Raw genomic sequence first — 23,975 nt, forward strand, 5'->3', positions numbered from 1 at the left:
GCCCGCGGCGGAGCGAAGATCGCGCCGGCCCCGGCGGCGGCGCCCAGTCCGCGCCGGGCCGCCTTCGACGTGCGGCCGACGGCCATGGTCGATCTGGATGAAAGCCCCACCGCCGCCGTGGTCGAGGTGTCCGGCGCCGACCGGCCGGGTCTGCTGGCCGACCTCGCCCGCGTCCTGGCCGACAACGGCCTGTCGATCCGCTCGGCCCATATCGCCGGCTTCGGCGAGCGGGCGGTGGACAGCTTCTACGTCACCGATCCAAGGGGCCGGAAGCCGAAGCCGGGGCCGAAACTGGAGCGGCTGAGGGTCGAGCTTGAGGCTGTGCTCGACCGTGTGGACCGGGCCGGAGCCCGGCTGTCCGCCCCGGTCCGGGCCAGCCTGCGCGACGTGTCGGAGGTGGGTCGACGGCCATCCGCGCCGGACCTGGTATCGCGCGCGCCGGAAGCAGGATAAGCGCTGATCCGAACCGCTTTTCCGAGCCCCTGATGAGCCTCGCCCGCAACACCCTCGTACAAGCCAGCCTGACCCTGGGCAGCCGGATTCTCGGCTTCGCCCGTGACATGGCGCTGGCCGCCCGCTTCGGCCAGGGGCCGATGATGGACGCCTTCACGACGGCGCTGATGTTGCCCAACATGTTCCGCCGCCTGTTCGCCGAGGGCGCCTTCGCCCAGGCCTTCGTGCCGGTCTATGGCGGTGTCCGCGCCCGCGAAGGCGACGAGGCGGCGGCCGTGACGGCCTCCGAGGCCATGTCCTTCATGCTCGCCGTGGTGGCCGCCTTTTGCATCCTGCTGCAGGTGCTGATGCCGTGGATCATGCCGTGGTTGCTGTCGGCCTATCGGGATCAGCCCGCGGTCATGCAGACGGCGGTGACCGCGACCCAGCTGGCCATGCCTTATCTGGCCTGTATGACCGTGGCCTCGCTGCTGTCGGGCGTGCTCAACACCGGCGGGCGGTTCGCCCTGTCGGCCGGCGTGCCGGTGTTCCTGAACCTGTGCACCCTTGCGCCGCTGCTGGCGGCCTATGTGGTCCCCGCCAGCCAGCCGCAGGTGCTGCTGTGGGTGACCGCCGCCGTGACCCTGTCCGGCGTGATCCAGGCGGGGCTGCTGTGGTGGGGTGTTCAACGGCTCGGGATCACGATCCGGCTGTCGTGGCCGCGGCTGACGCCCAATGTAAAGCGGGCGCTGGCCCTCGCCGTGCCCGGCGCGATGGCCGGCGGGGCCATGCAGGTCAATTCGGTGGTCAGCCAGATGCTGGCGGGGTCGGACGAGGGCGCCCGGTCCGTGCTCTACAACGCCGACCGCCTTTACCAGCTGCCGCTGGGCCTCATCGGGGTCGCCATCGGACTCGCCCTGGTGCCGCGCCTGACCCGGGCCTTCGTCACGGATGACCACGAAGGCGGGCGCAAGACGCTGGACGACGGCATCACCCTGGCGATGGCCTTCACCTTGCCGGCCGCCGTCGCCCTGTTCGTCATCCCCTATTTCGTCATCGACGCCACCGTGACGCGCGGCGCCTTCACCAGCGAGGATGCGGCCCGGACGGCGGACGTGCTGCGTCAGTTCGCCTGGGGCGTGCCGGCCTTCGTCCTGGCCAAGGTTCTGACCCCGCCCTTTTTCGCCCGCGAGGACACCCGGCGGCCGATGTTCTACGCGATCGCCGCCGTGATCTTCACGATCGTGGTCGGCGCCGGCCTGTTCTTCGGACTGTCCCGCCTGGGCGTCGACGGAGTGCTGGGGCTCGCCGTGGCGACCAGCCTCTCGGCCTGGATCAATGTCGGCCTGCTGGGCGGGACCCTGATGCGCGAGAACGTCTGGCGGCCCTCTCCGGTCTTCCTGTCGCGGCTGCTCCGCGTCCTGGCCGCCAGCGCCATGATGGCCGGCCTGCTGGCGCTCGCGGGGATCGGATACGAGACCCTGAGCCGCGTCCTGCTGGCCAAGGAAATCGCCGTCCTCGTCGTCTGTGGCGCGGGAGCCCTTGTCTATGGCGCCTGCATCGTGCTTTTCCGCGCCGTCAGCGTGGCCGAACTGAAGGCCACCCTGAAGCGTGAACCGGGCGCAGTCGCGCCGACCGGACTGGATTGATGACCGACGACGCCTCCCCCGCCGCTCCCCTCGCCTACCAGGGACCTCGCCGGATCCTGTCAGGCATCCAGGCCTCGGGCGCGCTGCATCTGGGCAACTACCTCGGCGCCCTGAAGCGTTTCACCCAGCTGCAGGACACGGGAGCGCCCTGCTTCCTGTTCGTGGCCGACCTGCACGCCATCACCGTCTGGCAGGACCCGGCCCTGCTGACCGCCCAGACGCGCGAGATCGCCGCCGCCTATCTGGCGTCCGGCCTCGACCCGGCGCGCTCGGTGATCTTCCCGCAGTCGGCGGTGAGGGCCCATTCCGAGCTGGCCTGGATCTTCAACTGCGTCGCCCGCCTCGGCTGGCTGGACCGGATGACCCAGTTCAAGGAGAAGACCGGCAAGCACAAGGAGCGGGCCTCGGTCGGCCTCTACACCTATCCGGTGCTGCAGGCGGCCGACATCCTGCTGTACAAGGCCACCGAGGTGCCGACCGGCGAGGACCAGAAGCAGCATCTGGAGCTGACCCGCGACATCGCGGCAAAATTCAACAATGACTTCAACGCGCCCGGCTTCTTCCCCCTGCCCGAACCCCTGACCCAGGGGCCAGCGCCGCGGGTCATGAGCCTGCGCGACGGCGCCGCCAAGATGTCCAAGTCCGATCCGTCGGACCAGTCGCGCATCAATCTGACCGACGACGCCGACACGATCGTCGCCAAGATCCGCAAGGCCCGCACCGATCCGGACGCCCTGCCCGAGACCCTGGAAGGCCTTGAGGGCCGCGCCGAGGCGAAGAACCTCGTCACCATCTACGCCGCCCTCGCCGACATGAGCCGCGAGGCGGTGCTGGCGCAGTTCGCCGGACAGGGTTTCGGCGCCTTCAAGCCGGCGCTCGCCGACCTCGCCGTCGCCTCCATGGCCCCGGTCAGCGCCGAGATGCGCCGGCTGATGGCCGATCCGACCGAGATCGACCGGGTCCTCAAGGACGGGGCCGCACGCGCCGCCGCCATCGCCGATCCCGTGGTGGACGAGGTCAAGAAGATCGTCGGCTTCTGGAGGGGCTGACGGCGGCTTTCGGACGTCGCGCTGCGCCGCCTCTGGCGAACGGCGCCGCTTGCGCTAGACAGGGCCGATGAGCCCTTCCCATCCCCTGGATCGCCCGGTCTGGAGCGCCTTGACCAGCCGTCAGGCGTCGCTGGCGCTCGGCGACGAGCGGGCGCTGCGTTTCGACCCGATCTACGCCCTGTTCGCGGCGGCGGCCGACGCCTCGGCGGAGAGCACGGCGGCGCTGGGCGCGCTCAATATTTCGCCGAACGGCATGGGTCTGGTCGAGGCCGGGGTCATGCCTTTGCCGCCGGACGCTGTGGTGCGGGCGCAGGCTTCCTGCGTGCAGATGGTCGCCTCCTCCCTGACCCCGGGCGGCAAGACGGTCGCCTTCGAGCCGCTCGGGGAGGCGGACGGGGCGGAGATGCTGGCGCTGGCGACCCTGACAGTCCCCGGTCCCTTCTTCGAGAAAACCCACCGGTTGGGCGACTTCATCGGTATCAAACACGACGGGCGGCTGGTCGCCATGGCCGGGGAGCGGATGAAACCCCACGGCTTCACCGAAGTCAGCGGGGTCTGCACCCATCCCGACTTCCGGGGTCTGGGGTATGCCGGGGCCCTGATGCGGATCGTGACGCAGCGGATCCTCGAGAGCGGCGAGCAGGCTTTCCTGCACGTCTATGCCGCGCATTCGGCGACCATCGCCCTCTATGAGACGCTGGGCTTCCGGGTCCGGACCACCGTCACCTATACGGTGGTCGACAGGCCCGCCTGATCAGGCGACGCGGTCCAGCCGGGCGATGAAGAAGCCGTCCAACCCGCCCTTTTCCGCCCACATCGACGGCAGGATGCGCAGCCAGCCCTCGGAGGTCAGGGCCTCGTCGGGCGCACCGACCTCGGCGGGGACCGCGGGCGCCGTTCGGAAGGCCGGGTTGCGGCGCAGGAAGGCGATGATCTGGGTCTCGCCCTCCTCGCGTTCCAGCGAGCAGACGCAATAGACCAGACGCCCGCCCGGCTTGACCCGTTCAGCGGCGGCGTCGAGCAGACGGTGCTGGACGTCCGCCAGCTTGGCGACATCGGCCGGCTTGGTGGCCCGCAGGACTTCCGGGTTGCGGCGGAAGGTGCCGGTGGCGGTGCAGGGCGCGTCCAGCAGGACGGCGTCGAAGGTGCGCGGATCGTCCCAGTCCTCGGCGGGAACGGCGAAGACCTCGGCGGACAGGCCGGTGCGCTGCAGGTTCTCGGTCAGGCGCTTGAGCCTGGGAGCCGACCGGTCCAGCGCCACGACCGAAGCGCCGGAGGCGGCGATCTGCAGCGTCTTGCCGCCGGGCGCAGCGCAGAAATCAACGATGGATTCGCCGGCCTTGGGCGCCAGCAGGCGGACGGGCACGGCGGCGGCGGCGTCCTGGACCCACCAGATCCCGTCGTCGAACCCCGGCCAGGTCGCCAGGTCGCCGCGACGGCCGGTGCGGATGGTGTTTCCGGCCAGGACTTCGCCGTCCAGCGCTTCGGCCACGGCGGCCGCGTCCACGTCGGGTTTCAGGCTCAGGTCCGTCGACGGCTCCTCACGGGCGGCCAGGGCCAGTCCGGTCAGGGTGGCCTCGCCATAGGTGGCCCGCCAGCGGGCGGCCAGCCACTCAGGCAGGTTGGACTCGGCCGTGGTCAGGCCGGGGCCCTCGCGCTCGATTCCGCGCAGGACGGCGTTGACCAGATTCTTGTAGGGCCGGGTCTTGGTCTCGCGCTCGGCCAGTTTCACCGCCGTCGAGACCGCGGCGAAGGCCGGGGTCTCGAGCACCAGGGTCTGGGCCAGGGCCACGCGCAGGATGGTGCGCACCGCCAGCGGCGGGGCCTTCTGCAGCTTGCGGTCCAGGATCTGGTCGATCTCGCCGAGGCGGCGCAGGGCGGCCATGGCCACGGCGCGGGCGAAGGCCCGGTCGGGACCCGGCAGGTCGGAGACCTCGCGGAACGACAGGGCCGTATCCAGTCCGCCCCGGCCTTCCAGCGCCGCGTTCAGCAAGACGCCGGCGGCCAGTCGGGCCTCGACGCCGATGTCGGGGCCGTCGTCACGGGGATCCGCGACCCGGGGCTTCGGGGGGCGGGTTCCGGCCCGGGCCTTGTCAGCCATGCGCCGGCCGCGGGCGGCGGAGCTGCGCCCCTGGTCCGGTCCCCGGGTCAAACCACCACCTGCGTGCCCAGCTCGACCACCCGGCCGGGCGGGATATGGAAGAAGTCGGTCGGATTGGCGGCGTTGCGGGTCAGGAAGATGAACAGCCGGTCCTGCCACAAAGGCATGCCCTGTGACGCCGAGGCGACCACCGAGCGGCGGCCGAGGAAGAAGCTGGTCGACATGATGTCGAACTTCAGACCCTGTTTGCGGCACACGCCCAGCGCCTTGGGAATATTGGGCTGCTCCATGAAGCCGTAGGAGATGGTCAGCTTCTTGAAGTCGTCCGAGATGGGCTCGATCGTGACGCGCTCGCTGTCGGGCACGCGCGGCCGGTCGGTCGTGCGCACGGTCAGGATGACGTTCTTCTCGTGCAGCACCTTGTTGTGCTTGAGATTGTGCATGAGAGCGACCGGGGCGACGTCGGGGTCCGAGGTCAGGAAGATGGCCGTGCCCGGCGCGCGGTGGGGCGGACGCGCCCGCAGCATCTCGATCAGATCGGTCAGCGGCAGACTGTCCTTGCGGGTCTTGGTGGTCAGGATCTGGGTGCCGCGCACCCAGGTCCACATCAGCAGGATGAGCGCCGCGCCGAGCACCAGCGGGAACCAGGCCCCCTGCGGGATTTTCAGCATGTTGGAGGTCAGGAAGACCAGGTCGATCGCCACCAGCGGGCTGATGGCCGCCAGCGACAGGGGCAGGCTCCATTTCCACAGTTTGCGGACGATGAACCAGGCCAACAGGCTGTCGACGAACATCGAACCGGTCACGGCGATGCCGTAGGCGGCCGCCAGATTGGTCGAGGTCTGGAAGGTCACCAGCAGGGCCAGCACCCCCACCATCAGCATCATGTTGATCGAGGGCACGAAGATCTGGCCGGCCTGGCTTTCCGAGGTGTTGCGGATGTCGATGCGCGGCAGCAGGCCCAGCTGCACCGCCTGCTGGGTCACGGAGAAGGCCCCGGTGATGACCGCCTGCGAGGCGATGACGGTGGCGATGGTGGCCATGATCAGAACCGGCCAGTAGACGACCTCCGGGACCATCATCCAGAAGGGATTGGCCACGGCGGCGCGGTTGTCGAGCACGAGCGCGCCCTGGCCGAGGTAGTTGAGGGTCAGGCAGGGCAGGACGAACCAGAGCCAGCCGAGCCGGATCGGCGCCTTTCCGAAATGGCCCATGTCCGCATAGAGGGCCTCGGCCCCCGTGACCGCGAGGAAGACGCTGCCGAGAATGACGAAGCCGAGGAAGCCGTTGTCGAACAGGAACAGCACGCCGTAGTGCGGCGACAGGGCCCGCAGGATCGAGGGGTCGTCGAAGATGTGATAGACGCCCAGCCCCGCCAGAATCAGGAACCAGACCAGGGTCAGGGGGCCGAAGAAGCGCGCCACGCTGGCTGTGCCCCGCGACTGGATCAGGAACAGGGCGATCAGAATGCCGGCCGCGATGGGCACCACATAGGGACTGAGGGCGGCGCCAAGGCCCGGCGCGTCGCGAAGACCCTCGACCGCCGAAACGACGGAAATGGCCGGTGTGATCACCCCGTCGCCGTAGAACAGCGCGGCGCCGCAGACGCCGAGAATGAAGATCAGGCCGGAGCGCCGCCCGATGGCGTGCTGGGCCAGGGCCATCAGCGCCAGGGTGCCGCCCTCGCCCTTGTTGTCGGCCTTCATCAGAAAGACGACGTATTTCAGCGTCACGACAAGCAACAGCGCCCAGAAGACCAGCGACACCACGCCCAGGACGGCCAGCTCATCCGCGCCGCCGCTGCGGCTGTGATGCAGGGCCTCGCGCATGGCGTAGAGCGGGCTGGTGCCGATGTCGCCGAACACCACGCCGATGGCGCCGATGATCAGCCCCCATTTGCCGGCCTTGACGTGACCGCCCTCGCCGGCCGCCGCGGGATGCGGATGGGCCGGGGCGACCGATTTGTCGGCGGAAGACTGGGAGTTTGAGGCGGCGGCGCTGGCGCCGTCTTCACCTTGGGGAGAAGCCCCGGCCATGAAGTTCCTCCGGGACCCCGCACACCGCGGTTCCCATCCAAAGAGCGGCGAGCCTTTAAGCCCTTTCCGCAGGCCGTTCAATCGTGCTGCAAGCGCGAAGGTTCCTGGCCGCCCCGGGGTCCGACCGGGGTCGCCCCGGGGACAGGCTATGGGACGGGATACCCCGACCGCGGCCCGCCAGAATGGCCCGGTTTGTGAAAGCCGCCCCGCGCGCCTATCTTGAGGCCACATCATGTCCGACAGCCAACGCTTTCCCGTCGCCGCCCACGCCCTGGCCTATCTGGCCCACAAGGGCGCGATCTCGCCGGCCCAGGCCGTGCCGAGCGCGATTCTGGCCGCCTCGATCCCGACCAATCCCGTCGTGGTGCGCCGGGTGACCGCCCTGCTGGCCAAGGCCGGGCTGATCGCCACCCGTCCCGGCGCCTCGGGCGGCGCCTGGCTGCTGCACGAACCACAGGACATTTCGCTGGAAACCGTGCTGCGCGCCGTCAACGGCTGCGCCCACCTCGGCTCGCCGCCCGCCGGGGCCAAGGGCTGCCCGGTCAGCGAACACATACCCCGTCAGGTGGCCAAGGCCCTGACCGCCGCCGATCAGGCCGCGGGCCAGGCCCTGTCCAAGATCACCATCGCCGATCTGCTGGACCAGGACCCGGCCTCTCTGGCGGCCTTCGCGCCGCACGCCTCCTGCCCGGTCGCCGCCTGAGATGAGCCTGCCGTCGCGGCCGCGGCCCGTGGCGCTGATCACCGGCGCCTCGGCCGGCATCGGCGCGGCCCTGGCGCGGGTCTATGCTGAAAAGGGCTGGGACCTGATCCTGACGGCCCGGCGCGAGGCGCCTTTGCAGGCCCTGGCCGAGGAACTGGCCCGCACGGGCGCGGCGTCCACCATTCTGACCGGGGACCTCGCCGATCCCGCCGCCCCGCGCCGGTTGTTCGACGCGATCCGGACCAGAGGCCTGACGGTCGACGGTCTGGTCAACAATGCGGGCTTCAGCCGGACCGACGGCTTTCTCAACACCGATCCGGCGGCTCACAAGGCGATGATCCAGGTCATGCTGGCCGCGCCGGTGGAGCTGGCGCGGCTGTTTACGCCCGGGATGGTCGAGCGGGGCTTCGGCCGCATCCTCAATGTCGCCTCTCTCGCCGGCCAGATGCCCGCGACAGGCGGCGACACCCTGTACGGCCCGATCAAATCCTTCCTGATCAAGGCGTCGCAGGGCCTGCATCTGGAACTGCGCGGGACCGGCGTCCACGTCACCGCCCTGTGCCCCGGCTACACCCTGACGGAGTTCCACGACGCCAACGGCACCCGCGAACAGGTGTCGTCAGCCTATCCGGCCTGGATGTGGCAGACCGCCGACCATGTCGCGCGGGTCGGATATGAGGCCTGCGAGGCCAACCGGCCGAAAGTCACCCCGGGCGTCATGAACAATCTTCTGGCCGGCCTGGCCAAACACCTGCCCGATCGCGTCGCGTTGGGCATGGTCGGCGGCCACGCCAAACGGCTGAAGCGGATCTAGCGGGTCGCTTCAAACCAGCGCCGGCAGATGTCCGCGAAGGCTTCTGCGTTGGCGGCGATGGCGCCTTCATCCGCGAAGGTGACGACGCCGCGGTCCGCTGCAGCCCACTGGATCATGCCCGTTTCATCCGGAAAGACGAAGTCTGCCGCGTCCTTCACCTTGACGCCGCGGTGCAGGATGGCCCGCACGCCGCCCTTGGGCGCGAGACCCACGGTGATCCGGTCGTCGCCGTCGATGCAGAAGCTCGGCCCGTTCCATTTGATGTGTTCGGTGACACCGTCGCCCGCGTCGAGAGCCATGGCGCGCAGACGTTCGACCGCGCTCCGGATATCGGGGGCCTGCGCCGCCAGCCAGGACTCGACCGTCGGCCCCTTGGCCACTCTCTAGTGCCCCGCGTCCGGATACGGCGTCGTGGCGATGCTGCTGAACATGCCGGGAATGGCTTCCGACAGGCCCGCCAGGATGAACTGGATGGCCAGGGCGCACAGGATCAGGCCCAGCACCCGCACGATGATGGCCATGCCGATCTCGCCGAGCAGGCGGCTGATCGGGCCGGTGAGGGTGAAACAGATGAAGGTGGCGAAGCCCGCCGCGACGATGGCCGCCACCCCCGCCGCCTGACCGGCGGGACCGACTTTCTCGGCCTCGCCCGCCTGGATGATGATGGTCGAGATGGCGCCGGGACCGATCAGCAGGGGCATGGCGAAGGGCACGACCAGCCGCTGGAACCGTCGGCGGGCATAGCCGTGGTCGTCCTGGGCGTCCTTCACCGCATCGGGGTCGGCGAACATCTTGAGGAAGTCCTCGCGCGTCATGTCGAGGCCCAGCAGCAGCAGAAGGATGCCGCCGGCGATGCGGAAGGCCGCCAGCGAAATGCCGAAAAACTGCAGCAGCCCCAGGCCGGTGAAGAAGAAGAAGCACAGGAAGATGACGATGAAGATGCAGATCAGGGCCGAGACCGAGAGCCGCTGGCGCATGGAGGCGCCAGCCGTGGCGGCGGCGAAGATCGGGATATTGCCGATCGGATCCACCAGGGCGAACAGCGCCACGAACAGGTTGACGCCCAGATCGACCGCGTCCATGTGCTGACCTCGCCCTGCAATTCACCGTCCGGCGGCCATCAAGGCTGAGACGCGCCCGCGCGTCCACCCCTGACCGCATCAAAGGAGCGACGCCATGACCCCCGTGCTGACCGACCCGCGCCTGATCGTCGGTCTCGACCTGCCCTCTCTCGAGGCGGCGCGGGCCATGGTGGACCGCCTCGGCGCGACGATCAGCGCCTACAAGGTCGGCCTGACCCTTCTGGCCCGGCCCGGCGGCGTCGCCTTCGCCCATGAGCTGCGCGCAGCGGGCAAGACCGTGTTCCAGGACTGGAAACTGCATGACATCGGGGCCCAGGTCGAAGGCGCGGCCCGCGCCGTGGCCGACGGCGGCTGCGACCTGCTGACCGTCCACGCGGAGCCGCAGGTGATGCGCGGCGCGGTCAAGGGACGCGACGCGGCCGGGTCGGGCACGAAGCTTCTGGCCGTCACCGTCCTGACCAGCCTGTCGGACGCCGACCTCGGCGACATCGGCTACGGCTTTTCGGCCCGCGATCTGGTCGAGCGGCGGGTGCGTCAGGCGCTGGACTGCGGCGTCGACGGGGTGGTCTCAAGCCCGCTGGAGGCGGGGCGGGTGCGCCAGCTCGCCGATGAGGCCGGGCGGCCCGACTTCCTGATCGTCACGCCGGGGGTCCGGCCCGAGGGCGCGGACAAGGGCGATCAACAGCGGGTCGCCACGCCGCGCGCGGCTCTGGAGGCCGGCGCCACCCATCTGGTCGTGGCCCGGCCGGTGGTCGGGGCGGAGAATCCCTTGCTGGCGGCCTCGGCCATCGTCGAATCGATCGACGGGATCGCCCTCTAGATCAATCAGCCGCGCTCGCCGGGCTCCTGGCTGTAGCGCTGGCGGGGCGGCTGGGACGGACGGGGCCGCTCCGGCCGGTACGGCCGCGCGGGCGGAGCCGGCGGCTCATAGCGGGGCGGTTCGGGGATATAGGGCGGCGGATAGGGGGCTGAGTCGTGGCCCCCGCCATGATCGCAGTCACAGTCGCGGCCGCCGTAAGACGACCCGCCATCCACATAGGTGTAGCCGCCGCCGTACGACGTTTCCTCGCGATACTCTTCCCGGCTCTCATAGGACCCGTAGCTCTCGTACGAACCTGACTCCTCGTACGATCCGTAGTCCTCACGACGGCCGCCGCCGCAGCTGTGGCGCTCGCTGTGGCCGTAGCGGCCGCCGCGGTCGACATCGACCTGGCACCCGCCGGTGTTCGCCACGCAGGCCGGCGCCCGTCGCCCGTTGCGGCCGAAGCCGTAGACCACATAGCCGAACGGCGCGCTGGCGCAGGTCCGGCCCTCATAGACCTCTTCAGTGTAGATCGCGCCGCCGCATCCGCCGTAGCAGCCGCCGCCGTCCCCGCCATAGCCGCCGCCGACATAGACCGTGCCGCCGCCGTAGCCGCCGCCCCGGAAGCCGCCCATGTCATAGGTCCGGGCGTTGAAATAGCCGCCCGCCGAGGCCCCGGCGAAGGCGTTCGCGCTGGCGTTGGCGTTGGCGTTGACGTTCACATTGATATTGCTGTTGAAGCCGCCGCCGTGAGAGGGAGGCGGCGTGTAGGGCGGCGGCTGATGACCGCCGCCGCACCCAACGCCACAGCTCGGGCCGCCGCCGGGATGGCCGCCGCCGCGCCGGTCGCCGGCGAAGGCCGGGCTGGCCGCCAGAAGTGCAAGGGCGGCGACGGCCGCAAGGTTAATCATTCGCATGGCGCGGACTCCCGTATGGAGCCGTTCTAAGCCTATGGAATACAAAGGGTTCAGATTGCACCGAGCGGGCGAAACCCGGCCCCCGACTTTCCCCGACAGGCCCTTAAATTAACCTTTCGGGTCGCAGCAACGTCCCCTCAGCGATCGTAGAGGTAGACATCGTCGCAGCCGCAATCCCGCTCGCGGCGCCGCGGCCCCCCGTCATCGGACCACCGCCGCGCCGAAGGCGGCCGGTCGTCATTGTAGCCCCACTCGTCGCGATAGCCGGGCCGCGACGGCGGATCGTAACGGCTGTAGTCGTAGCCGCCGCGTTCCCGGGCATGGCGGCTGCCTCCTCCGCCGTAACCGTGACCGTGGCGACCCTGCCCGTAGCGACCTTGGCCATAGCTGTGGCTGTGGCCGTGGCCGTAGCCGTATCCGTATCCGGGCGCGGGCACATAGACGTGCGGGCGGTCAGAGTATCCGTCCGCCCAGCGGCCGGTCTCGACATAGGACCGGGTCTCGACCTCGGACAACGGACTGCCGCCGACCGGCCTTCCATAGGCGTTGAGATAGACCGGCTGGCCCCAGGTCTGTGCGGCGGCGCCGCCGGCGAGGGCGAGGGTGGCGAAGGCCGCCGCGGCGGCGAGGGTGCGGATCATCGGGCGCGTCTCCTGAATGACACGGTTAACGCCGTTCGCCCGCCTTCGTTCGCCCGCGTCAGAAATCGACCGCCAGACCCTTCTTCTCCCAGTCGCCGTAGCGGGTCGGCTCGGGTCCGCGCGGACCGCCGTGTTCGGTCGGCAGGTCGCCCCCCCCCTCCGCCGCCCGGCGCTCCGCGGCCTCCAGAAGGGCGCGGCGCGCGGCCCCGGTCAGGGGTCGTTCCGCCGTGGCGTGCGGCACATCGGCGTTGAAGGCCGGAGGGGCGGCTTCGTCGGGGGTGGGATGATCGGTCACAGCGGCCTCGCCTTGAGCCTGGGCGTTGATCCGCACACATGATGGGTTCGCCTGTCCGGCGCCAGTTGTGATCGAATATTTCGGACCATGAACCACCTCAAGACCTTCACCCTGCTGGCGGCCCTGACCGCCCTGTTCGTCGGCCTGGGCTATCTGATCGGCGGACCGACGGGCATGCTGATCGCCCTGGTGTTGGCGGGCGGGATGAACCTGTTCAGCTACTGGAACGCCGACAAGATCGTCCTGAAGATGTACCGGGCCCAGCCGGTCGACGAACAGCATCCCAACGCCGTGGTGCGCACCTATGTCGCCGATGTGGTGCAGATGGCGCGCGACGCGGATCTGCCGCGCCCGGTCATCGCCATCATCCCCAATGACCAGCCCAACGCCTTCGCCACCGGCCGCAACCCCGCCAACGCCGCCGTCTGCGCCACCACCGCCCTGCTGGACATGCTCACCCGCGAGGAAATCCGCGGGGTGATGGCGCATGAACTGGCCCATGTGAAGAACCGCGACACCCTGACCATGACGGTCACAGCGACGGTCGCCGGCGCCATCGCGGCGCTTGCCAATTTCGCGATGTTCTTCGGCGGCGGCGACGACCGCGAGCGGCCGGGCGGCATTATCGGGACGCTGGCCCTGATGATCCTCGCGCCCATGGCAGCCGGTCTGGTGCAGCTGGCCATCAGCCGCGGCCGCGAATATGAGGCCGACCGCGTCGGCGCCGAAATCGCCGGCGACGCCCAGTCCCTCGCCTCGGCCCTGCAGAAAATCGACGGCCACGCGCGCCGCATCGTCAACCCAACGGCAGAGCGCAATCCGGCCTCGGGCCAGCTGTTCATCATCAACCCGCTGGCCGGACGCGGCGCCGACAACCTGTTCTCGACCCATCCGGCGACCGGCAACCGGGTGAAGGCGCTGATGGCGCTGGGGCTGACGATGGGCGTCGCGCCGCACCGTGCGCCTTTCGCCGAAGCAGCCCCGCCAGTCACAACGACCAGCGTGCCGACCACCTCCGCGAACCGACCGGGTCCCTGGGGCTGACCCCCTCGATTCCGAGGCGGGCTCATGGCAGCCTCGGGTTAGGGGGCGCAAATGACATTCTCGGAAATCGGTGAGCCTCAGGTCCCTACGGACCAGAACCTTCTCGTCGGCTTTCTCATTGAGCTTCAGGCCGATCTGGATGCCTGGACCACGGGAGAGGGCGTGAACCCTGAGGTCGAGGGTTCGATTCTTTTCCCCGATACTGAGCTCCGGAGTCTGGCGCGGGCGGCGTTCGAAGACGGCGTCGATGCCAGCTTGTCCCAGGCAATTCTGGCGCTGAGGAACGACTGGCCTCTCTATGAGCCGGCCCTTCGGGTGAATGGTCTGACCGGCCCGAATCTGCTGTTGAAGACAACGATGGCCGGAAATTTTCGCAACCCGGCGCCGGATCGGACCCGATCAACCCGACGCCTGTTCGCTGATTTGAGCCGCTATCTGGGCATCGGATCCTCGGTTCTCAGTAGTCTAAAGGACGTGTTGGAGAACAAGATGCCGTGGTGGGCAAAGGTCGTTCTGGAACTTGCCAAGGAGTTCGCCGACATGGCCGAGGCCCAGGCAAGCGCGAGGTCGGAGCCCCCGGTTCTGCGTGGCGGACGCATCAGGTTCTGAACGGCCGCATTCCCGCCCTTGCATCGCGGGGCATCTGGTCCTTTAAGCGCGCGCACACGTTCCAAACGCCTCCCCGCGTTCGCCGAAAGACCCGTCATGACCCAGTCCGCGCCCAAGAAGGTCGTCCTCGCCTATTCCGGCGGCCTCGACACCTCCATCATCCTGAAATGGCTGCAGACGGAATACGGCGCGGAGGTCGTGACCTTCACCGCCGACCTCGGCCAGGGCGAGGAGCTGGCGCCGGCGCGCGAGAAGGCGCTGAAGCTGGGCATCAAGGAAGAGAACATCTTCATCGACGATCTGCGCGAGGAATTCGTGCGGGACTACGTCTTCCCGATGTTCCGGGCCAACGCCCTGTACGAAGGCCAGTATCTGCTGGGCACCTCGATCGCGCGGCCGCTGATCGCCAAGCGCCAGATCGAGATCGCGCGCATGGTCGGCGCCGACGCCGTCTGTCACGGCGCCACCGGCAAGGGCAACGACCAGGTCCGGTTCGAGCTCGGCTACTATGCGCTGGAGCCCGACATCCGCGTCATCGCGCCGTGGCGCGAGTGGGATTTCAAGTCGCGCGAGCACCTGCTCGACTTCGCCGAGAAGCACCAGATCCCGATCGCCAAGGACAAGCGCGGCGAGGCCCCGTTCAGCGTCGACGCCAACCTTCTGCACTCGTCCAGCGAGGGCAAGGTGCTGGAGGATCCGGCGGTCGAGGCCCCCGAGTTCGTGCACCAGCGCACCCTCAGCCCCGAGGACGCGCCGGACAAGGCCACCGTCATCACCATCGGCTTCGAGAAGGGCGACCCGGTTTCGATCAACGGCGAGGCCATGTCGCCGGCGACCCTGCTGACCGCCCTGAACCAGTACGGCCACGACAACGGCATCGGCCGCCTGGATCTGGTCGAGAACCGCTTCGTCGGCATGAAGTCGCGCGGCGTCTATGAGACCCCCGGCGGAACCATCCTGCTGGCCGCCCACCGCGGCATCGAGTCCATCACCCTGGACGGCGGCGCCATGCATCTGAAGGACGAGCTCGCGGTGAAATACGCCCACCTCGTCTACAACGGCTTCTGGTTCTCGCCCGAGCGCGAGATGCTGCAGGCCGCCATCGACCACTCGCAGACGAAGGTGTCGGGCACGGTCCGGGTCAAGCTCTACAAGGGCAACGCCACCGTCATCGGCCGCGAGAGCGCCGAGAGCCTGTACGATCAGGAACTGGTCACCTTCGAGGACGGCGCCGTGGCCTATGACCAGAAGGACGCCGCCGGCTTCATCAAGCTGAACGCCCTGCGCCTGCGGGTGCTGGGCAAGCGGGACGCGCGCGACCGCGGCTAGATCTGCCGGCCCCTCGCGCTTTCGAGGGATCGGCGCCACCTTGTCAGCGGGAGCATAGGCTCCCCTGACCTTTCCAGGACCCTGTCATGTCTCTTCGTATCGCCCTCGCCGCCGCGGCCGTTCTGGCTTTCTCGGCCCCCGCCTTCGCCCAGGATGCGCCCACCGCCGACCCGGCCGTCGCCGCAGCGGCCCAGGCCGAAGCCGCGTTCGAAGCCAAGGCCCAGGCCTTCCAGCAGGCCATGGTCGCCATGCAGGGCGAGATGCAGACCGCCCTCACCGCCGCCGGCGCGGATCAGGCCAGGGCCAACGCCGACATGGACGCCATCGCGGCCCGCTATCAGCCGCAGGCCGAGGCCTTCGCCAATGAGCTGGACGCCTTCATCACCTCCCAGCTGCCCGTCATGCCTCCGGAAGGCCAGGCGCAGATGGCGCAGATGGGTCCGATGCTGCGCGGTCAGATCATGGGCGCGCCCGCGACCATCAAGGCCGGACTCCTTCAGGCAGCCGCCGCCGGCGCTGCAGCGCCCGCTCCGCAGTAACTCATTGATCCGGAAGGCGGCGGGCGCAGACCCGCCGCCTTACCGCGATTTCACTTGAGGCCGAGCGACGTTCGGCGGACCTTGGCGGCGACCTCATACGGAGCGCCGCCATGATCAAGGCCCTGTCCCTCGCCGCCGCCCTCGCCCTGCTGCCGATGTCGGCCGCCGTCGCCGAGGAGGCGCGCGGTCCGTCGGAAGACGCGATCGAATCCGCCGCCGAAGCCTTTGAGGCCCGGATGGAGGCGTTCGGCGAACGCGCGGAAGCCATCGCCGAGGACGCGAGCCTGACCGAGGCGCAGCGCGAAACGCGCATCGCCGCCCTCTGGGCCGAATACCAGCCCGATGTGAGCGCCTTCACCGCCGTCGTCTCCGAACACGCCGCGACCATCGCCGCCGAGGCCCTGGCGGGAATCGATCTTGAGGCGGTGGTCGCCGAAGCCCTCGCCGAGGTCGAGACCTCCGGCGCCCTGTCGGGAGCCCTGGCCGGCGCGCACGGCATGGCCGCCAACGGCGCCTGGGCCTCCAACGATCCCGAGCACATGGCCACCTATGGCCTGATGGCCGACTATGCGCTCGGCTCGGCCATGGACTCGATCGAAGAGGTGGAGGGCGAGGTCGCGGCCGCCGTCGAGGAGGCCAAGGAAGCGGCCGCCGAAGCCGACGAAGCGGCTCCCGACCACGACCAGGACGACTGAGCCCGGGCCAGGCCGCCCGCCCAAGGCCTGAACCCGCCGCACACTTGACCGGAGCCCTCGCCGGCCCGACAGGACGGCCATGGCCAGCCTGCCCGTCGACCCGCATCTTTATCTGACCTTCCTCGGCGTCATGACGGTCATGGCCGTCACGCCGGGGCCGGCCAATCTGTTTTCGGTCGCCAACGGCGTCCAGCGAGGCAAGGCCGCCGCCATGGCCGGCGTGGTCGGGATGAACGCCGCCACACTGGTGTGGTTCGGAGCGGCGGCGCTGGGCCTCGGCGCCCTCGTGATCGCCTTTCCGCAGGTCTTCCGCCTGATCTCGATCGGCGGCGCCCTCTATGTGGCCTGGCTGGGGATCAACGCCCTGCGCGGCGCCTTCCGCAATGCCTCCGATCCCGACGCGCCGGCCATCCGCATGGGTCGCAGCGCCATCGTGGACGGCTTCATGGTCCAGATCGCCAACCCCAAGGCGGTGCTGTTCTTCACCGCCGTATTGCCGCCGTTCATGGATGTGACGCGTCCCGCGGCGCCTCAACTGGCCCTGTTCGCCCTCGCCACCATCGGCATGGACGTCCTCGCCATGTCCGCCTACGGTCTGGGCGGCGCAGCCCTGGCCCGGCGCATGAGCGAGCCGCGCTTCCGCAAGGGTTTCGCCCTCCTGACCGGCATTCTTCTGCTGGCCGCCGCCGTGTTAATTGTTTCGCGTTTATAACGACTTGATCCTATCCGGAACCGCGCCGTTCATCTCCCGTTCAGCCGAAAGGGCGCGCACTGTCGCGTCAAGGAGAGTTCCAATGAGACTTCGTTTCCTCAAGCCCGCGCTTCTGGCGGCGACGGCGGCTCTGGCCCTGTCCGCCTGCGCCACGGCCACCCCCTACGGCCCGGCCGGCGTCGACAGCCGCTATGGCTATTCCGACCAGCGGGTGGACGCCGACCGCTACCGCGTCAGCTTCGCCGGCAACTCCGTCACATCGCGCGAACAGGTCGAGATGGCCCTGCTGCTGCGCGCCGCCGAAGTGACCGCCGAGAGCGGCTATGACTGGTTCTCCACGGTCAACCGCGCCACCGACCGCGACGTCCGCTTCCAGGGGATCCCCGACCCCTTTTACCGCGACCGCTACAGCCCCTTCTGGGGCCCGGCGTGGCGCTATCAGCGCCGTGGCCTGTGGAGTCCCTGGGGCGATCCCTTCGGCCGCGAATTCGACGTGCGAGAGATCGACCGTTTCGAGGCCTCGGCCGAGATCATCATGGGTCGCGGGGCCAAGCCGGCCGGCGATCCGAACGCCTTCGACGCCCGCGAGGTGATCCAGAACCTCGGGCCGCGGGTGACGCGGCCGATGTGAGGCGGGGTGGCTAGTGGCTAGTGGCTAGTGGCCAGATTGGCGGAGTGGTTGGCGGTTCGTTCATAAGCCGAGCCCTTCCTGTCCACTAGCCACTGGCCACTCCTTCACCCGATCCGCGGCGACTTCAGCCGGCGCTTGTTCACGTGGGTGTCGGGCGCGACGCCCAGATCCTCGGGCACCTCGCCCTTGAAATAGTAGCGCTGCCAGGCCTCCTTGGCCGCGTCCGGATCGCCCGAGGCCAGCCGCTTGTTGAAGTCGGTGCGGGCCCGGTTCCAGGCCTCGAACTGTCCGTGCATGACCGGGTTGGATTCCAGCGTCCGGATCACCGGCTGCATGGTCTCGACCTTGCGGTGCTCGATCGGGGTGATGAAGCAGAAGGGCTCGCCCTTCTCGAACTTGACCCGGCCCGGACGGGTGAAGAGCCAGTTCATGGTGAAGGGGAAGGGCAGCCAGTCGGTCTCGATCAGCCCGGTCAGCGGCTGGATGCCGTCTTTCATGTGATTGGGCGACCCGCCCGCCAGCAGGCCCCAGCCCGGCGGAGTGCGGAACAGATACTGGGGATGCATGGTCAGGACCCCGCGCGAGAAATGCGAGGTCACCACATGGGTCAGATTGGCGTTCGGCCGCTCGGGCGTGATGACGATGTCGGCCTGGCTGGGTCCGCCGTTCCATTCCGCGGTGAAGGTCAGCGGGCACAGGATCTCCCAGCCCGTGGTGTTGGCCATGTTCAGCGGCAGGCAGCGATAGGGGTGGCGGCTGGCGAAGGCGTCCATCCAGTTGCGCGACTGCCGCCCCGGCACGAGGTCGGGCGGGGTCGCCGTCATCGGATAGCATTCCAGTTCCAAGGCGGGCCTCCGGGCGGTATCGAGGGACGTGTTTGCATCCCTAGCGGCGCCGCATGACCGAAGACAAGCCAACCGAACCCGCGTTTGATCGCGACCGCCTGCTGGGCTGGATGGCGGCCAACGGCGTGGAGCAGACGACGCATGACCACCCCGCCGTCTTCCGCGTCGAGGAGGGGCTGGAGCTCAAGGCCGCCATGCCCGGCGCCCACACCAAGAACCTGTTCCTGAAAGACAAGAAGGGCCGGCTTTGGCTGATCTCGGCCCGTCAGGACACGGTGGTGGACCTGAAGCGGGCCGACAAATGGATCGGCTCGGCCCGCCTCAGCTTCGGCAACGAGGCCCTGCTGTGGGAGACCCTCGGCGTCCGCCCCGGCTCGGTCACGGCGCTCGGCCTGATCAACGACCCGGACCGGCGCGTGACCTTCGTCCTCGACAAGGCCCTGTGGGACGCGGACATCGTCAACTTCCACCCCCTGACCAATACGGCGACGACGGCGCTGACGCAGGCGGGCTTCCGCAAATTCCTCAGGCTGATCGGGCGGGAGCCGGTGGTGGCGGATTTTGGAAATCTGATCTGAGCGCGGCGGTTCTATCCCGGCGCTTGGGATGCTAGAGGGCGCGCGTCTCCCCGACCCCCACGCCAGCATACGGACGCCGCCATGCCCGCCGCTCCCGACTTTCCCCCCGCGCCGGACCGCGTGGCGCCGCAGCGCGCCCTGATCTCCCTGTCCGACAAGACCGGGCTGGAGGACGCGGCGCGGACCCTGCACGGCCTCGGCGTCGAACTGGTCTCGACCGGCGGCACCCGCGCCGCCCTCGCCGGCTTCGGCCTGCCGGTGAAGGACGTCGCCGACCTGACCGGCTTCCCCGAGATGATGGACGGCCGGGTCAAGACCCTGCACCCGGTGGTCCACGGCGGCCTGCTGGGCGTGCGCGACGCCGCCGACCATGCCGAGGCCATGACGACCCACGGCATCGGGCCGATCGATATCGTCTGGGTCGACCTCTATCCGTTTGAATCCACCGTCGCCTCCGGCGCCGGCTTCGACGCCGTGGTCGAGAACATAGACATCGGCGGCCCGGCCATGATCCGGTCCGGCTCGAAGAACCACGGCTATGTCGCCGTCTGCGTCGACCCGGCCTCGGTCGCCGAGCTGCTGGAGGCCCTCAAGGCCGACGGCGCCACCACCCTGGCGCTGCGCAAGAGACTGGCCGCGCGCGCCTTCGCCCGCACCGCCGCCTATGACGCCGCCGTCTCGGCCTGGTTCGCCGGCCAGGTCGGGGACGCCGCCCCCGCGCGCAAATCCATCGCCGGCTCGCTGGCCCAGACCCTGCGTTATGGCGAGAACCCGCATCAGACCGGCGCCTTCTACCGCACCGGGGATGCGCGCCCCGGCGTCGCCCACGCGCGCCAGCTGCAGGGCAAGGAGCTGGGCTACAACAACATCGCCGACGCCGACGCCGCCTATGAGCTGGTCGCCGAGTTCGAGGCCCCGGCCTGCGTCATCGTCAAACACGCCAACCCCTGCGGCGTGGCGGTCGGAAACGACCTGGCCGAGGCCTATGCCCGGGCGCTGGAATGCGACGCCGTCTCGGCCTTCGGCGGCGTGATCGCCGTCAACCGCACCCTGACCGGCGCCGACGCCCGGCTGATCACCGATATTTTCACCGAGGTCGTCATCGCCCCCGGCGCCGACGAGGAGGCGCAGGCCATATTCGCGGCGAAGAAGAACCTGCGTCTGCTGCTGACCGACGGCCTGCCCGACCCGCTGGCGGCCGGCGAGGTGTTCCGCTCGGTCGCCGGCGGCTTCCTGGTCCAGTCGCGCGACCGCAGCCGCATCGCGCCCGCCGACCTGAAGATCGTCACCCGCCGCCAGCCGACGCCGCAGGAGATCGAGGACATGCTGTTCGCCTTCACCGTGGCCAAACACGTCAAGTCCAACGCCATCGTCTACGCCAGGGACGGCCAGACCGCCGGCATCGGCGCCGGCCAGATGAACCGCCGCGACAGCGCCCGCATCGCCGCTATCCGCGCCCGCGAGGCCGGCGAGGCCAAGGGTCTGGCCCATTCGCTCGCGCAAGGGAGCGCCTGCGCCTCTGAAGCCTTCTTCCCCTTCCCCGACGGCCTTCTGGAAGCGGTCGCCGCCGGCGCGACGGCGGTGATCCAGCCCGGCGGCTCGATCCGGGACGACGCAGTGATCGCCGCCGCCGATGAGGCGGGGGTGGCGATGGCCTTCACGGGCGTGCGGGTGTTCCGGCACTGATCCTTGGGGGCGCCAACGCTCGCCGCGCGGCGGCTTGCTGCTTGAGCGCGACGGGGGGTGGCTACTGATCGCTGAATAACTAAGGTCCGAGCATGCAAACCCTCTCCCAACGCTGGTCGATGCTCGAACCGGACGTGACCGTCGTCGGCCCCGACGACGACCGCCCTCGCCCCGCTGTGATCCTGTTCCACGGCTGCGGCGGTCTGCGCGGCCACCTGCCGAAATACGCGGCGGCGGCGAAGGCGGCCGGCTGGCGCGCCTTCATCGTCGACTCCTACGCCCCGCGCGGCTGGAGCCGGCAGTTCGCCATGGCCATAGTCTGCACGGGCGTCCTGCTGCACGGCTCGCAGCGGGCGGGGGACGTGCTGGCCGCCTTGCATGGCGTGTCGCAAAGGCCCGACGTCGATGCGTCAAAGATCGTCCTCGCCGGCTGGAGCCACGGCGGCTGGGGCATCATGGAGGCGATGAGTTCGGACCGCGCCGCCGGCCGGCTGGGCGTCGCCGACCCCGGCGCGGTCCCGCTGGACGGGGTGGTCGGAACCTGGCTGGCCTATCCCTACGTCGGCATCGGCGCCTTCAATCGCATGCGGCCGTGGCGGCATTGTCCGAAGACCGTGGCGGTGATCTCGCGCACCGACCACCTGACCACCGTGCGCAACGCCGAGCGGGTTCACGACATGGTCCGCAACTGCGGGGCCGATGTGGAGACCTGGATCGCCGACGGCACTCACAGTTTCGACGAGCCGATGACCGCGCCCCCGATGCGCTACCATCCCGAACTGGCGGCCGAGGCCGAGCGACGATTCGTCGCCCTGCTGAACGACGTGGCGGTGGCCCCCGGAGTCTAGCGCGGCTCGATCGTGACTTCCGCGCGGATCGAATTCGCGATGTAACAGGCGCTGTGAGCCCGGTGGTGCAGATCGTCGATGGCTGCGGCGTCGGGCGTCTGGGCGCCGGAGAACACGACGGCGGGCCTCAGCGCCACCGAGGTGATCGAGGTCTTGCCGCGTTCGTCGCGCCCCAGAACCCCGACCGCCTCATCTCGGTAGGAATCGACGGTGAAGCCCGCCTTGGCCGCAAAGGCGAGGAAAAACAGCATGTGGCAGCTGCTCAGGGCCGCGACCAGCGCCTCCTCCGGGTCGACGGCGGTCGGATCCGACAGCGGCGTCGGCACGAGGGCGGACGGCGCCGACGAGCCGCGCACCACCGCTCCGCCGTCGAAGCGCCAGTCGTGGGCGCGCGAGTAGCGGGCGCCGGTGAAATCCTGATCGCCGCGACTCCATTCGACGGTAGCCAGATGTTCGCTCATGACGGTCCTCCGCAAGCCGATGACCGAACCGTGTAGCCCGGCGCGGCGGCGAAACCCAGACCGCGCCTTGCTCCCGCCCGCGACCCGCCTTATCCCCGGTCCATGGCCGCGCCCCTCATCTGTCCGTCCATCCTCGCCAGCGACTTCGCCATGCTGGGCGAAGAAATTCGCGCGCTGGACGCCGCCGGCGCGGACTGGATCCATGTCGACGTCATGGACGGCCATTTCGTGCCGAACATCACGATCGGCCCCGATGTGGTGAAGGCCCTGCGGCCGCACACGAAACTGCCGTTCGACGTCCATCTGATGGTCGCGCCCGTCGACCCCTGGCTCGAAGCCTATCGCGAGGCCGGGGCCGATATCCTGACCGTCCACCCGGAAAGCGGCCCGCACCTGCACCGCACCCTGGGCCGGATCCGCCAGCTGGGGGCCAGGGCGGGCGTGGTGCTGAACCCCGGCACGCCGCTCGTCGTACTCGAAGACGTCGTCGACCTGGTCGATCTGGTGTTGCTGATGTCGGTCAATCCGGGCTTCGGCGGCCAATCCTTCATCGGGTCCACCCTGCGCAAGATCGAGCGGGCCCGCGCCCTGCTCGACGCCGCCGGGTCGAAAGCGCATCTGCAGGTCGACGGCGGGGTCACCGCCGCCAACGCCGGGGCCTGCGTCGCCGCCGGCGCCGATGCGCTCGTGGCCGGGACGGCCGTCTTCCGCGGCGGGCCGACGGCCTATGCCGCCAACATCCAGGCGCTGAAATCCGCGTGAACCTGCTCGGCTCCTTCCCCCGTAGCGAGGCCGATGCTCCGCCGCCCGGCGAGATTCCCGGCCTGCGCGGCGCGCCGATGCGTACTCCGGTCCGGACCACGGGCGCCGCGACGGGCCCCGGCCTGTGGCCGGCCGTCGTCGGCCGGATGCTGACCCGCCAGCTGTGGATCGAACTGTACGGCCTGCCCGGCTACAGCCTGACGCTGAAAGGCCGTCCGGTTCAGGCCTTCGCCGCCACCCCCCGCGATTTCCGGCCCGCCGATCCGGCCGCCGGCAAGGGCGTGGTGGACGGCCGCTTTATTCTCGCCGGTTCCAGCCTGGAGGCCGCGGCGCCCGAGGATCCGTGGAACCGCCCGAGCCCGAGCCGGGCCTTCGCCACCGAGCTTCACGCCTTCGCCTGGCTGCCGTCGCTGATGCAGCAGGGCGAACGCGGGGCGCGCGAGGCCGTGCGCCTGACCCTGGCCTGGGGCGCAGCCTTTGCGCGCTGGTCGCCCTTCGCCTGGGGGCCGGAAGTCCTGGCGCGGCGCACCCTCAACCTCGCCTGCGCCGCACGGCGGATGGGACAGGTCGCGACCGAGGCCGAGCGGCTGAGGCTCGCCGATATTCTCGGGCGTCAGGGACGGCAACTGTTGCGGCCGCCGGGCGGTCTGGCCGGAAGCGCGGAACGGCTGACCGCCGCGGCCGTGGCGGGCTGCCACACGTCTGAACTCCAGTC

At 69.6% G+C, this 23,975-nt stretch carries 27 protein-coding genes; 18 read left to right on the forward strand and 9 right to left on the reverse strand.

Translation table 11 applies throughout. From position 1 onward, the window contains the following. From QQJ79_RS10955 to QQJ79_RS10970, 4 genes are all read left to right on the forward strand, one after another. Positions 1 to 453 (forward strand): ACT domain-containing protein (locus QQJ79_RS10955; protein WP_284222970.1); only part of this gene is annotated, 453 nt, incomplete at its 5' end. A 32-nt stretch (positions 454 to 485) separates the two neighbouring features. Continuing rightward, positions 486 to 2,081, forward strand: coding sequence for a murein biosynthesis integral membrane protein MurJ (gene murJ, locus QQJ79_RS10960; protein ID WP_284222971.1), 1,596 nt, complete (start codon positions 486 to 488; stop codon positions 2,079 to 2,081). After that, the gene (gene trpS / locus QQJ79_RS10965; protein ID WP_284222972.1) at positions 2,081 to 3,130 is read left to right on the forward strand and encodes a tryptophan--tRNA ligase; all 1,050 of its coding nucleotides are present in this window, start codon (positions 2,081 to 2,083) and stop codon (positions 3,128 to 3,130) included. Before murJ ends, trpS begins: the two co-directional genes overlap by 1 nt. A gap of 67 nt (positions 3,131 to 3,197) precedes the next feature. Beyond that, entirely contained in the window at positions 3,198 to 3,884 is a 687-nt protein-coding gene (locus QQJ79_RS10970) for a GNAT family N-acetyltransferase (RefSeq protein WP_284222973.1), read from the forward strand. On the opposite strand, the gene QQJ79_RS10975 is transcribed toward QQJ79_RS10970, so the two are convergent. Beyond that, positions 3,885 to 5,231: an RsmB/NOP family class I SAM-dependent RNA methyltransferase gene (locus tag QQJ79_RS10975; RefSeq protein WP_284222974.1), complete on the reverse strand. Its 1,347-nt coding sequence runs from the start codon at positions 5,229 to 5,231 to the stop codon at positions 3,885 to 3,887. Positions 5,232 to 5,278: 47 nt separating this feature from the next. Beyond that, complete coding sequence (locus QQJ79_RS10980; RefSeq protein WP_284222975.1) at positions 5,279 to 7,267, reverse strand: potassium transporter Kup; 1,989 nt, start codon at positions 7,265 to 7,267, stop codon at positions 5,279 to 5,281. A gap of 232 nt (positions 7,268 to 7,499) precedes the next feature. Between QQJ79_RS10980 and QQJ79_RS10985 the strand changes: the two genes are divergently transcribed. Continuing rightward, a complete protein-coding gene (locus QQJ79_RS10985) occupies positions 7,500 to 7,970 on the forward strand; it encodes an Rrf2 family transcriptional regulator (RefSeq protein WP_284222976.1) in 471 nt (156 codons plus the stop codon). A gap of 1 nt (position 7,971) precedes the next feature. Continuing rightward, the gene (locus QQJ79_RS10990) at positions 7,972 to 8,784 is read left to right on the forward strand and encodes an SDR family NAD(P)-dependent oxidoreductase (protein ID WP_284222977.1); all 813 of its coding nucleotides are present in this window, start codon (positions 7,972 to 7,974) and stop codon (positions 8,782 to 8,784) included. On the opposite strand, the gene QQJ79_RS10995 is transcribed toward QQJ79_RS10990, so the two are convergent. Together QQJ79_RS10995 and QQJ79_RS11000 are read right to left on the reverse strand one after the other, a co-directional pair. After that, positions 8,781 to 9,164, reverse strand: a complete 384-nt coding sequence (locus QQJ79_RS10995; RefSeq protein ID WP_284222978.1) for a DUF1801 domain-containing protein — start codon at positions 9,162 to 9,164, stop codon at positions 8,781 to 8,783. The two genes, QQJ79_RS10990 and QQJ79_RS10995, sit on opposite strands and share 4 nt — an antisense overlap. A 3-nt stretch (positions 9,165 to 9,167) precedes the next feature. Beyond that, positions 9,168 to 9,866 carry a MarC family protein gene (locus QQJ79_RS11000; protein ID WP_284222979.1) on the reverse strand — a complete coding sequence of 233 codons (699 nt, stop codon included), beginning with the start codon at positions 9,864 to 9,866 and terminating at the stop codon, positions 9,168 to 9,170. Positions 9,867 to 9,969: 103 nt separating this feature from the next. Between QQJ79_RS11000 and pyrF the strand changes: the two genes are divergently transcribed. Next, the gene (pyrF, locus tag QQJ79_RS11005; protein WP_284222996.1) at positions 9,970 to 10,686 is read left to right on the forward strand and encodes an orotidine-5'-phosphate decarboxylase; all 717 of its coding nucleotides are present in this window, start codon (positions 9,970 to 9,972) and stop codon (positions 10,684 to 10,686) included. Between the two features lie 5 nt (positions 10,687 to 10,691). Here pyrF and QQJ79_RS11010 read toward each other — a convergent pair whose 3' ends face one another. The 3 genes from QQJ79_RS11010 to QQJ79_RS11020 all read right to left on the reverse strand — a co-directional run bounded on the left by QQJ79_RS11010 (position 10,692) and on the right by QQJ79_RS11020 (position 12,521). Then, complete coding sequence (locus QQJ79_RS11010; RefSeq protein WP_284222980.1) at positions 10,692 to 11,585, reverse strand: hypothetical protein; 894 nt, start codon at positions 11,583 to 11,585, stop codon at positions 10,692 to 10,694. 137 nt (positions 11,586 to 11,722) lie between these two features. Continuing rightward, complete coding sequence (locus QQJ79_RS11015; RefSeq protein WP_284222981.1) at positions 11,723 to 12,226, reverse strand: hypothetical protein; 504 nt, start codon at positions 12,224 to 12,226, stop codon at positions 11,723 to 11,725. A 58-nt stretch (positions 12,227 to 12,284) separates the two neighbouring features. Then, positions 12,285 to 12,521: a DUF1674 domain-containing protein gene (locus QQJ79_RS11020; RefSeq protein WP_284222982.1), complete on the reverse strand. Its 237-nt coding sequence runs from the start codon at positions 12,519 to 12,521 to the stop codon at positions 12,285 to 12,287. A gap of 87 nt (positions 12,522 to 12,608) precedes the next feature. On the opposite strand from QQJ79_RS11020, the gene htpX reads away from it, so the two are divergent. From htpX to QQJ79_RS11055, 7 genes are all read left to right on the forward strand, one after another. Further along, positions 12,609 to 13,565: a zinc metalloprotease HtpX gene (gene htpX / locus QQJ79_RS11025; RefSeq protein WP_284222983.1), complete on the forward strand. Its 957-nt coding sequence runs from the start codon at positions 12,609 to 12,611 to the stop codon at positions 13,563 to 13,565. A gap of 51 nt (positions 13,566 to 13,616) precedes the next feature. Continuing rightward, positions 13,617 to 14,174 (forward strand): hypothetical protein, encoded by a 558-nt coding sequence (locus QQJ79_RS11030; RefSeq protein ID WP_284222984.1) that lies wholly within the window; start codon positions 13,617 to 13,619, stop codon positions 14,172 to 14,174. A 96-nt stretch (positions 14,175 to 14,270) separates the two neighbouring features. Further along, positions 14,271 to 15,503 (forward strand): argininosuccinate synthase, encoded by a 1,233-nt coding sequence (locus QQJ79_RS11035; RefSeq protein ID WP_284222985.1) that lies wholly within the window; start codon positions 14,271 to 14,273, stop codon positions 15,501 to 15,503. Positions 15,504 to 15,589: 86 nt separating this feature from the next. After that, a complete protein-coding gene (locus QQJ79_RS11040; RefSeq protein ID WP_284222986.1) occupies positions 15,590 to 16,042 on the forward strand; it encodes a hypothetical protein in 453 nt (150 codons plus the stop codon). A 110-nt stretch (positions 16,043 to 16,152) separates the two neighbouring features. Further along, positions 16,153 to 16,737 (forward strand): hypothetical protein, encoded by a 585-nt coding sequence (locus tag QQJ79_RS11045; protein ID WP_284222987.1) that lies wholly within the window; start codon positions 16,153 to 16,155, stop codon positions 16,735 to 16,737. A 79-nt stretch (positions 16,738 to 16,816) separates the two neighbouring features. Next, a complete protein-coding gene (locus QQJ79_RS11050) occupies positions 16,817 to 17,449 on the forward strand; it encodes a LysE family translocator (RefSeq protein ID WP_284222988.1) in 633 nt (210 codons plus the stop codon). Between the two features lie 82 nt (positions 17,450 to 17,531). Beyond that, positions 17,532 to 18,080 carry a CC0125/CC1285 family lipoprotein gene (locus QQJ79_RS11055; RefSeq protein WP_284222989.1) on the forward strand — a complete coding sequence of 183 codons (549 nt, stop codon included), beginning with the start codon at positions 17,532 to 17,534 and terminating at the stop codon, positions 18,078 to 18,080. Between the two features lie 104 nt (positions 18,081 to 18,184). Here the strand turns inward: QQJ79_RS11055 and QQJ79_RS11060 are convergent, their stop codons facing one another. Further along, positions 18,185 to 18,925 carry a DUF6065 family protein gene (locus tag QQJ79_RS11060; RefSeq protein ID WP_284222990.1) on the reverse strand — a complete coding sequence of 247 codons (741 nt, stop codon included), beginning with the start codon at positions 18,923 to 18,925 and terminating at the stop codon, positions 18,185 to 18,187. Between the two features lie 53 nt (positions 18,926 to 18,978). On the opposite strand from QQJ79_RS11060, the gene QQJ79_RS11065 reads away from it, so the two are divergent. The 3 genes from QQJ79_RS11065 to QQJ79_RS11075 all read left to right on the forward strand — a co-directional run bounded on the left by QQJ79_RS11065 (position 18,979) and on the right by QQJ79_RS11075 (position 22,037). After that, the gene (locus QQJ79_RS11065; RefSeq protein ID WP_284222991.1) at positions 18,979 to 19,503 is read left to right on the forward strand and encodes a prolyl-tRNA synthetase associated domain-containing protein; all 525 of its coding nucleotides are present in this window, start codon (positions 18,979 to 18,981) and stop codon (positions 19,501 to 19,503) included. An 81-nt stretch (positions 19,504 to 19,584) separates the two neighbouring features. Next, entirely contained in the window at positions 19,585 to 21,189 is a 1,605-nt protein-coding gene (gene purH, locus QQJ79_RS11070) for a bifunctional phosphoribosylaminoimidazolecarboxamide formyltransferase/IMP cyclohydrolase (protein WP_284222992.1), read from the forward strand. Positions 21,190 to 21,281: 92 nt separating this feature from the next. Beyond that, positions 21,282 to 22,037 (forward strand): dienelactone hydrolase family protein, encoded by a 756-nt coding sequence (locus QQJ79_RS11075; RefSeq protein WP_284222993.1) that lies wholly within the window; start codon positions 21,282 to 21,284, stop codon positions 22,035 to 22,037. Here QQJ79_RS11075 and QQJ79_RS11080 read toward each other — a convergent pair. Beyond that, entirely contained in the window at positions 22,034 to 22,498 is a 465-nt protein-coding gene (locus tag QQJ79_RS11080) for an OsmC family protein (RefSeq protein ID WP_284222994.1), read from the reverse strand. The two genes, QQJ79_RS11075 and QQJ79_RS11080, sit on opposite strands and share 4 nt — an antisense overlap. A gap of 102 nt (positions 22,499 to 22,600) precedes the next feature. Between QQJ79_RS11080 and rpe the strand changes: the two genes are divergently transcribed. Next, positions 22,601 to 23,260 (forward strand): ribulose-phosphate 3-epimerase, encoded by a 660-nt coding sequence (rpe, locus tag QQJ79_RS11085; RefSeq protein ID WP_284222995.1) that lies wholly within the window; start codon positions 22,601 to 22,603, stop codon positions 23,258 to 23,260. Positions 23,261 to 23,975 lie beyond the last annotated feature (715 nt).

Source organism: Brevundimonas denitrificans (assembly GCF_030160755.1).
GTDB lineage: Bacteria > Pseudomonadota > Alphaproteobacteria > Caulobacterales > Caulobacteraceae > Brevundimonas > Brevundimonas denitrificans.

Excerpts from the sequence above, each read along its gene's own strand:
- QQJ79_RS11045 (WP_284222987.1), top strand. The coding sequence starts at position 16,153 with ATGATCAAGGCCCTGTCCCTCGCCGCCGCCCTCGCCCTGCTGCCGATG.
- QQJ79_RS11080 (WP_284222994.1), bottom strand. The coding sequence starts at position 22,498 with ATGAGCGAACATCTGGCTACCGTCGAATGGAGTCGCGGCGATCAGGAT.
- trpS (WP_284222972.1), top strand. The coding sequence starts at position 2,081 with ATGACCGACGACGCCTCCCCCGCCGCTCCCCTCGCCTACCAGGGACCT.
- QQJ79_RS11075 (WP_284222993.1), top strand. The coding sequence starts at position 21,282 with ATGCAAACCCTCTCCCAACGCTGGTCGATGCTCGAACCGGACGTGACC.
- QQJ79_RS11000 (WP_284222979.1), bottom strand. The coding sequence starts at position 9,866 with ATGGACGCGGTCGATCTGGGCGTCAACCTGTTCGTGGCGCTGTTCGCC.
- QQJ79_RS10970 (WP_284222973.1), top strand. The coding sequence starts at position 3,198 with ATGAGCCCTTCCCATCCCCTGGATCGCCCGGTCTGGAGCGCCTTGACC.
- QQJ79_RS11040 (WP_284222986.1), top strand. The coding sequence starts at position 15,590 with ATGTCTCTTCGTATCGCCCTCGCCGCCGCGGCCGTTCTGGCTTTCTCG.
- QQJ79_RS11050 (WP_284222988.1), top strand. The coding sequence starts at position 16,817 with ATGGCCAGCCTGCCCGTCGACCCGCATCTTTATCTGACCTTCCTCGGC.
- QQJ79_RS10985 (WP_284222976.1), top strand. The coding sequence starts at position 7,500 with ATGTCCGACAGCCAACGCTTTCCCGTCGCCGCCCACGCCCTGGCCTAT.
- purH (WP_284222992.1), top strand. The coding sequence starts at position 19,585 with ATGCCCGCCGCTCCCGACTTTCCCCCCGCGCCGGACCGCGTGGCGCCG.
- QQJ79_RS10980 (WP_284222975.1), bottom strand. The coding sequence starts at position 7,267 with ATGGCCGGGGCTTCTCCCCAAGGTGAAGACGGCGCCAGCGCCGCCGCC.
- htpX (WP_284222983.1), top strand. The coding sequence starts at position 12,609 with ATGAACCACCTCAAGACCTTCACCCTGCTGGCGGCCCTGACCGCCCTG.
- QQJ79_RS10990 (WP_284222977.1), top strand. The coding sequence starts at position 7,972 with ATGAGCCTGCCGTCGCGGCCGCGGCCCGTGGCGCTGATCACCGGCGCC.
- QQJ79_RS11035 (WP_284222985.1), top strand. The coding sequence starts at position 14,271 with ATGACCCAGTCCGCGCCCAAGAAGGTCGTCCTCGCCTATTCCGGCGGC.
- QQJ79_RS11015 (WP_284222981.1), bottom strand. The coding sequence starts at position 12,226 with ATGATCCGCACCCTCGCCGCCGCGGCGGCCTTCGCCACCCTCGCCCTC.
- QQJ79_RS11065 (WP_284222991.1), top strand. The coding sequence starts at position 18,979 with ATGACCGAAGACAAGCCAACCGAACCCGCGTTTGATCGCGACCGCCTG.
- QQJ79_RS11055 (WP_284222989.1), top strand. The coding sequence starts at position 17,532 with ATGAGACTTCGTTTCCTCAAGCCCGCGCTTCTGGCGGCGACGGCGGCT.
- QQJ79_RS11010 (WP_284222980.1), bottom strand. The coding sequence starts at position 11,585 with ATGCGAATGATTAACCTTGCGGCCGTCGCCGCCCTTGCACTTCTGGCG.
- murJ (WP_284222971.1), top strand. The coding sequence starts at position 486 with ATGAGCCTCGCCCGCAACACCCTCGTACAAGCCAGCCTGACCCTGGGC.
- rpe (WP_284222995.1), top strand. The coding sequence starts at position 22,601 with ATGGCCGCGCCCCTCATCTGTCCGTCCATCCTCGCCAGCGACTTCGCC.
- QQJ79_RS10975 (WP_284222974.1), bottom strand. The coding sequence starts at position 5,231 with ATGGCTGACAAGGCCCGGGCCGGAACCCGCCCCCCGAAGCCCCGGGTC.
- QQJ79_RS11030 (WP_284222984.1), top strand. The coding sequence starts at position 13,617 with ATGACATTCTCGGAAATCGGTGAGCCTCAGGTCCCTACGGACCAGAAC.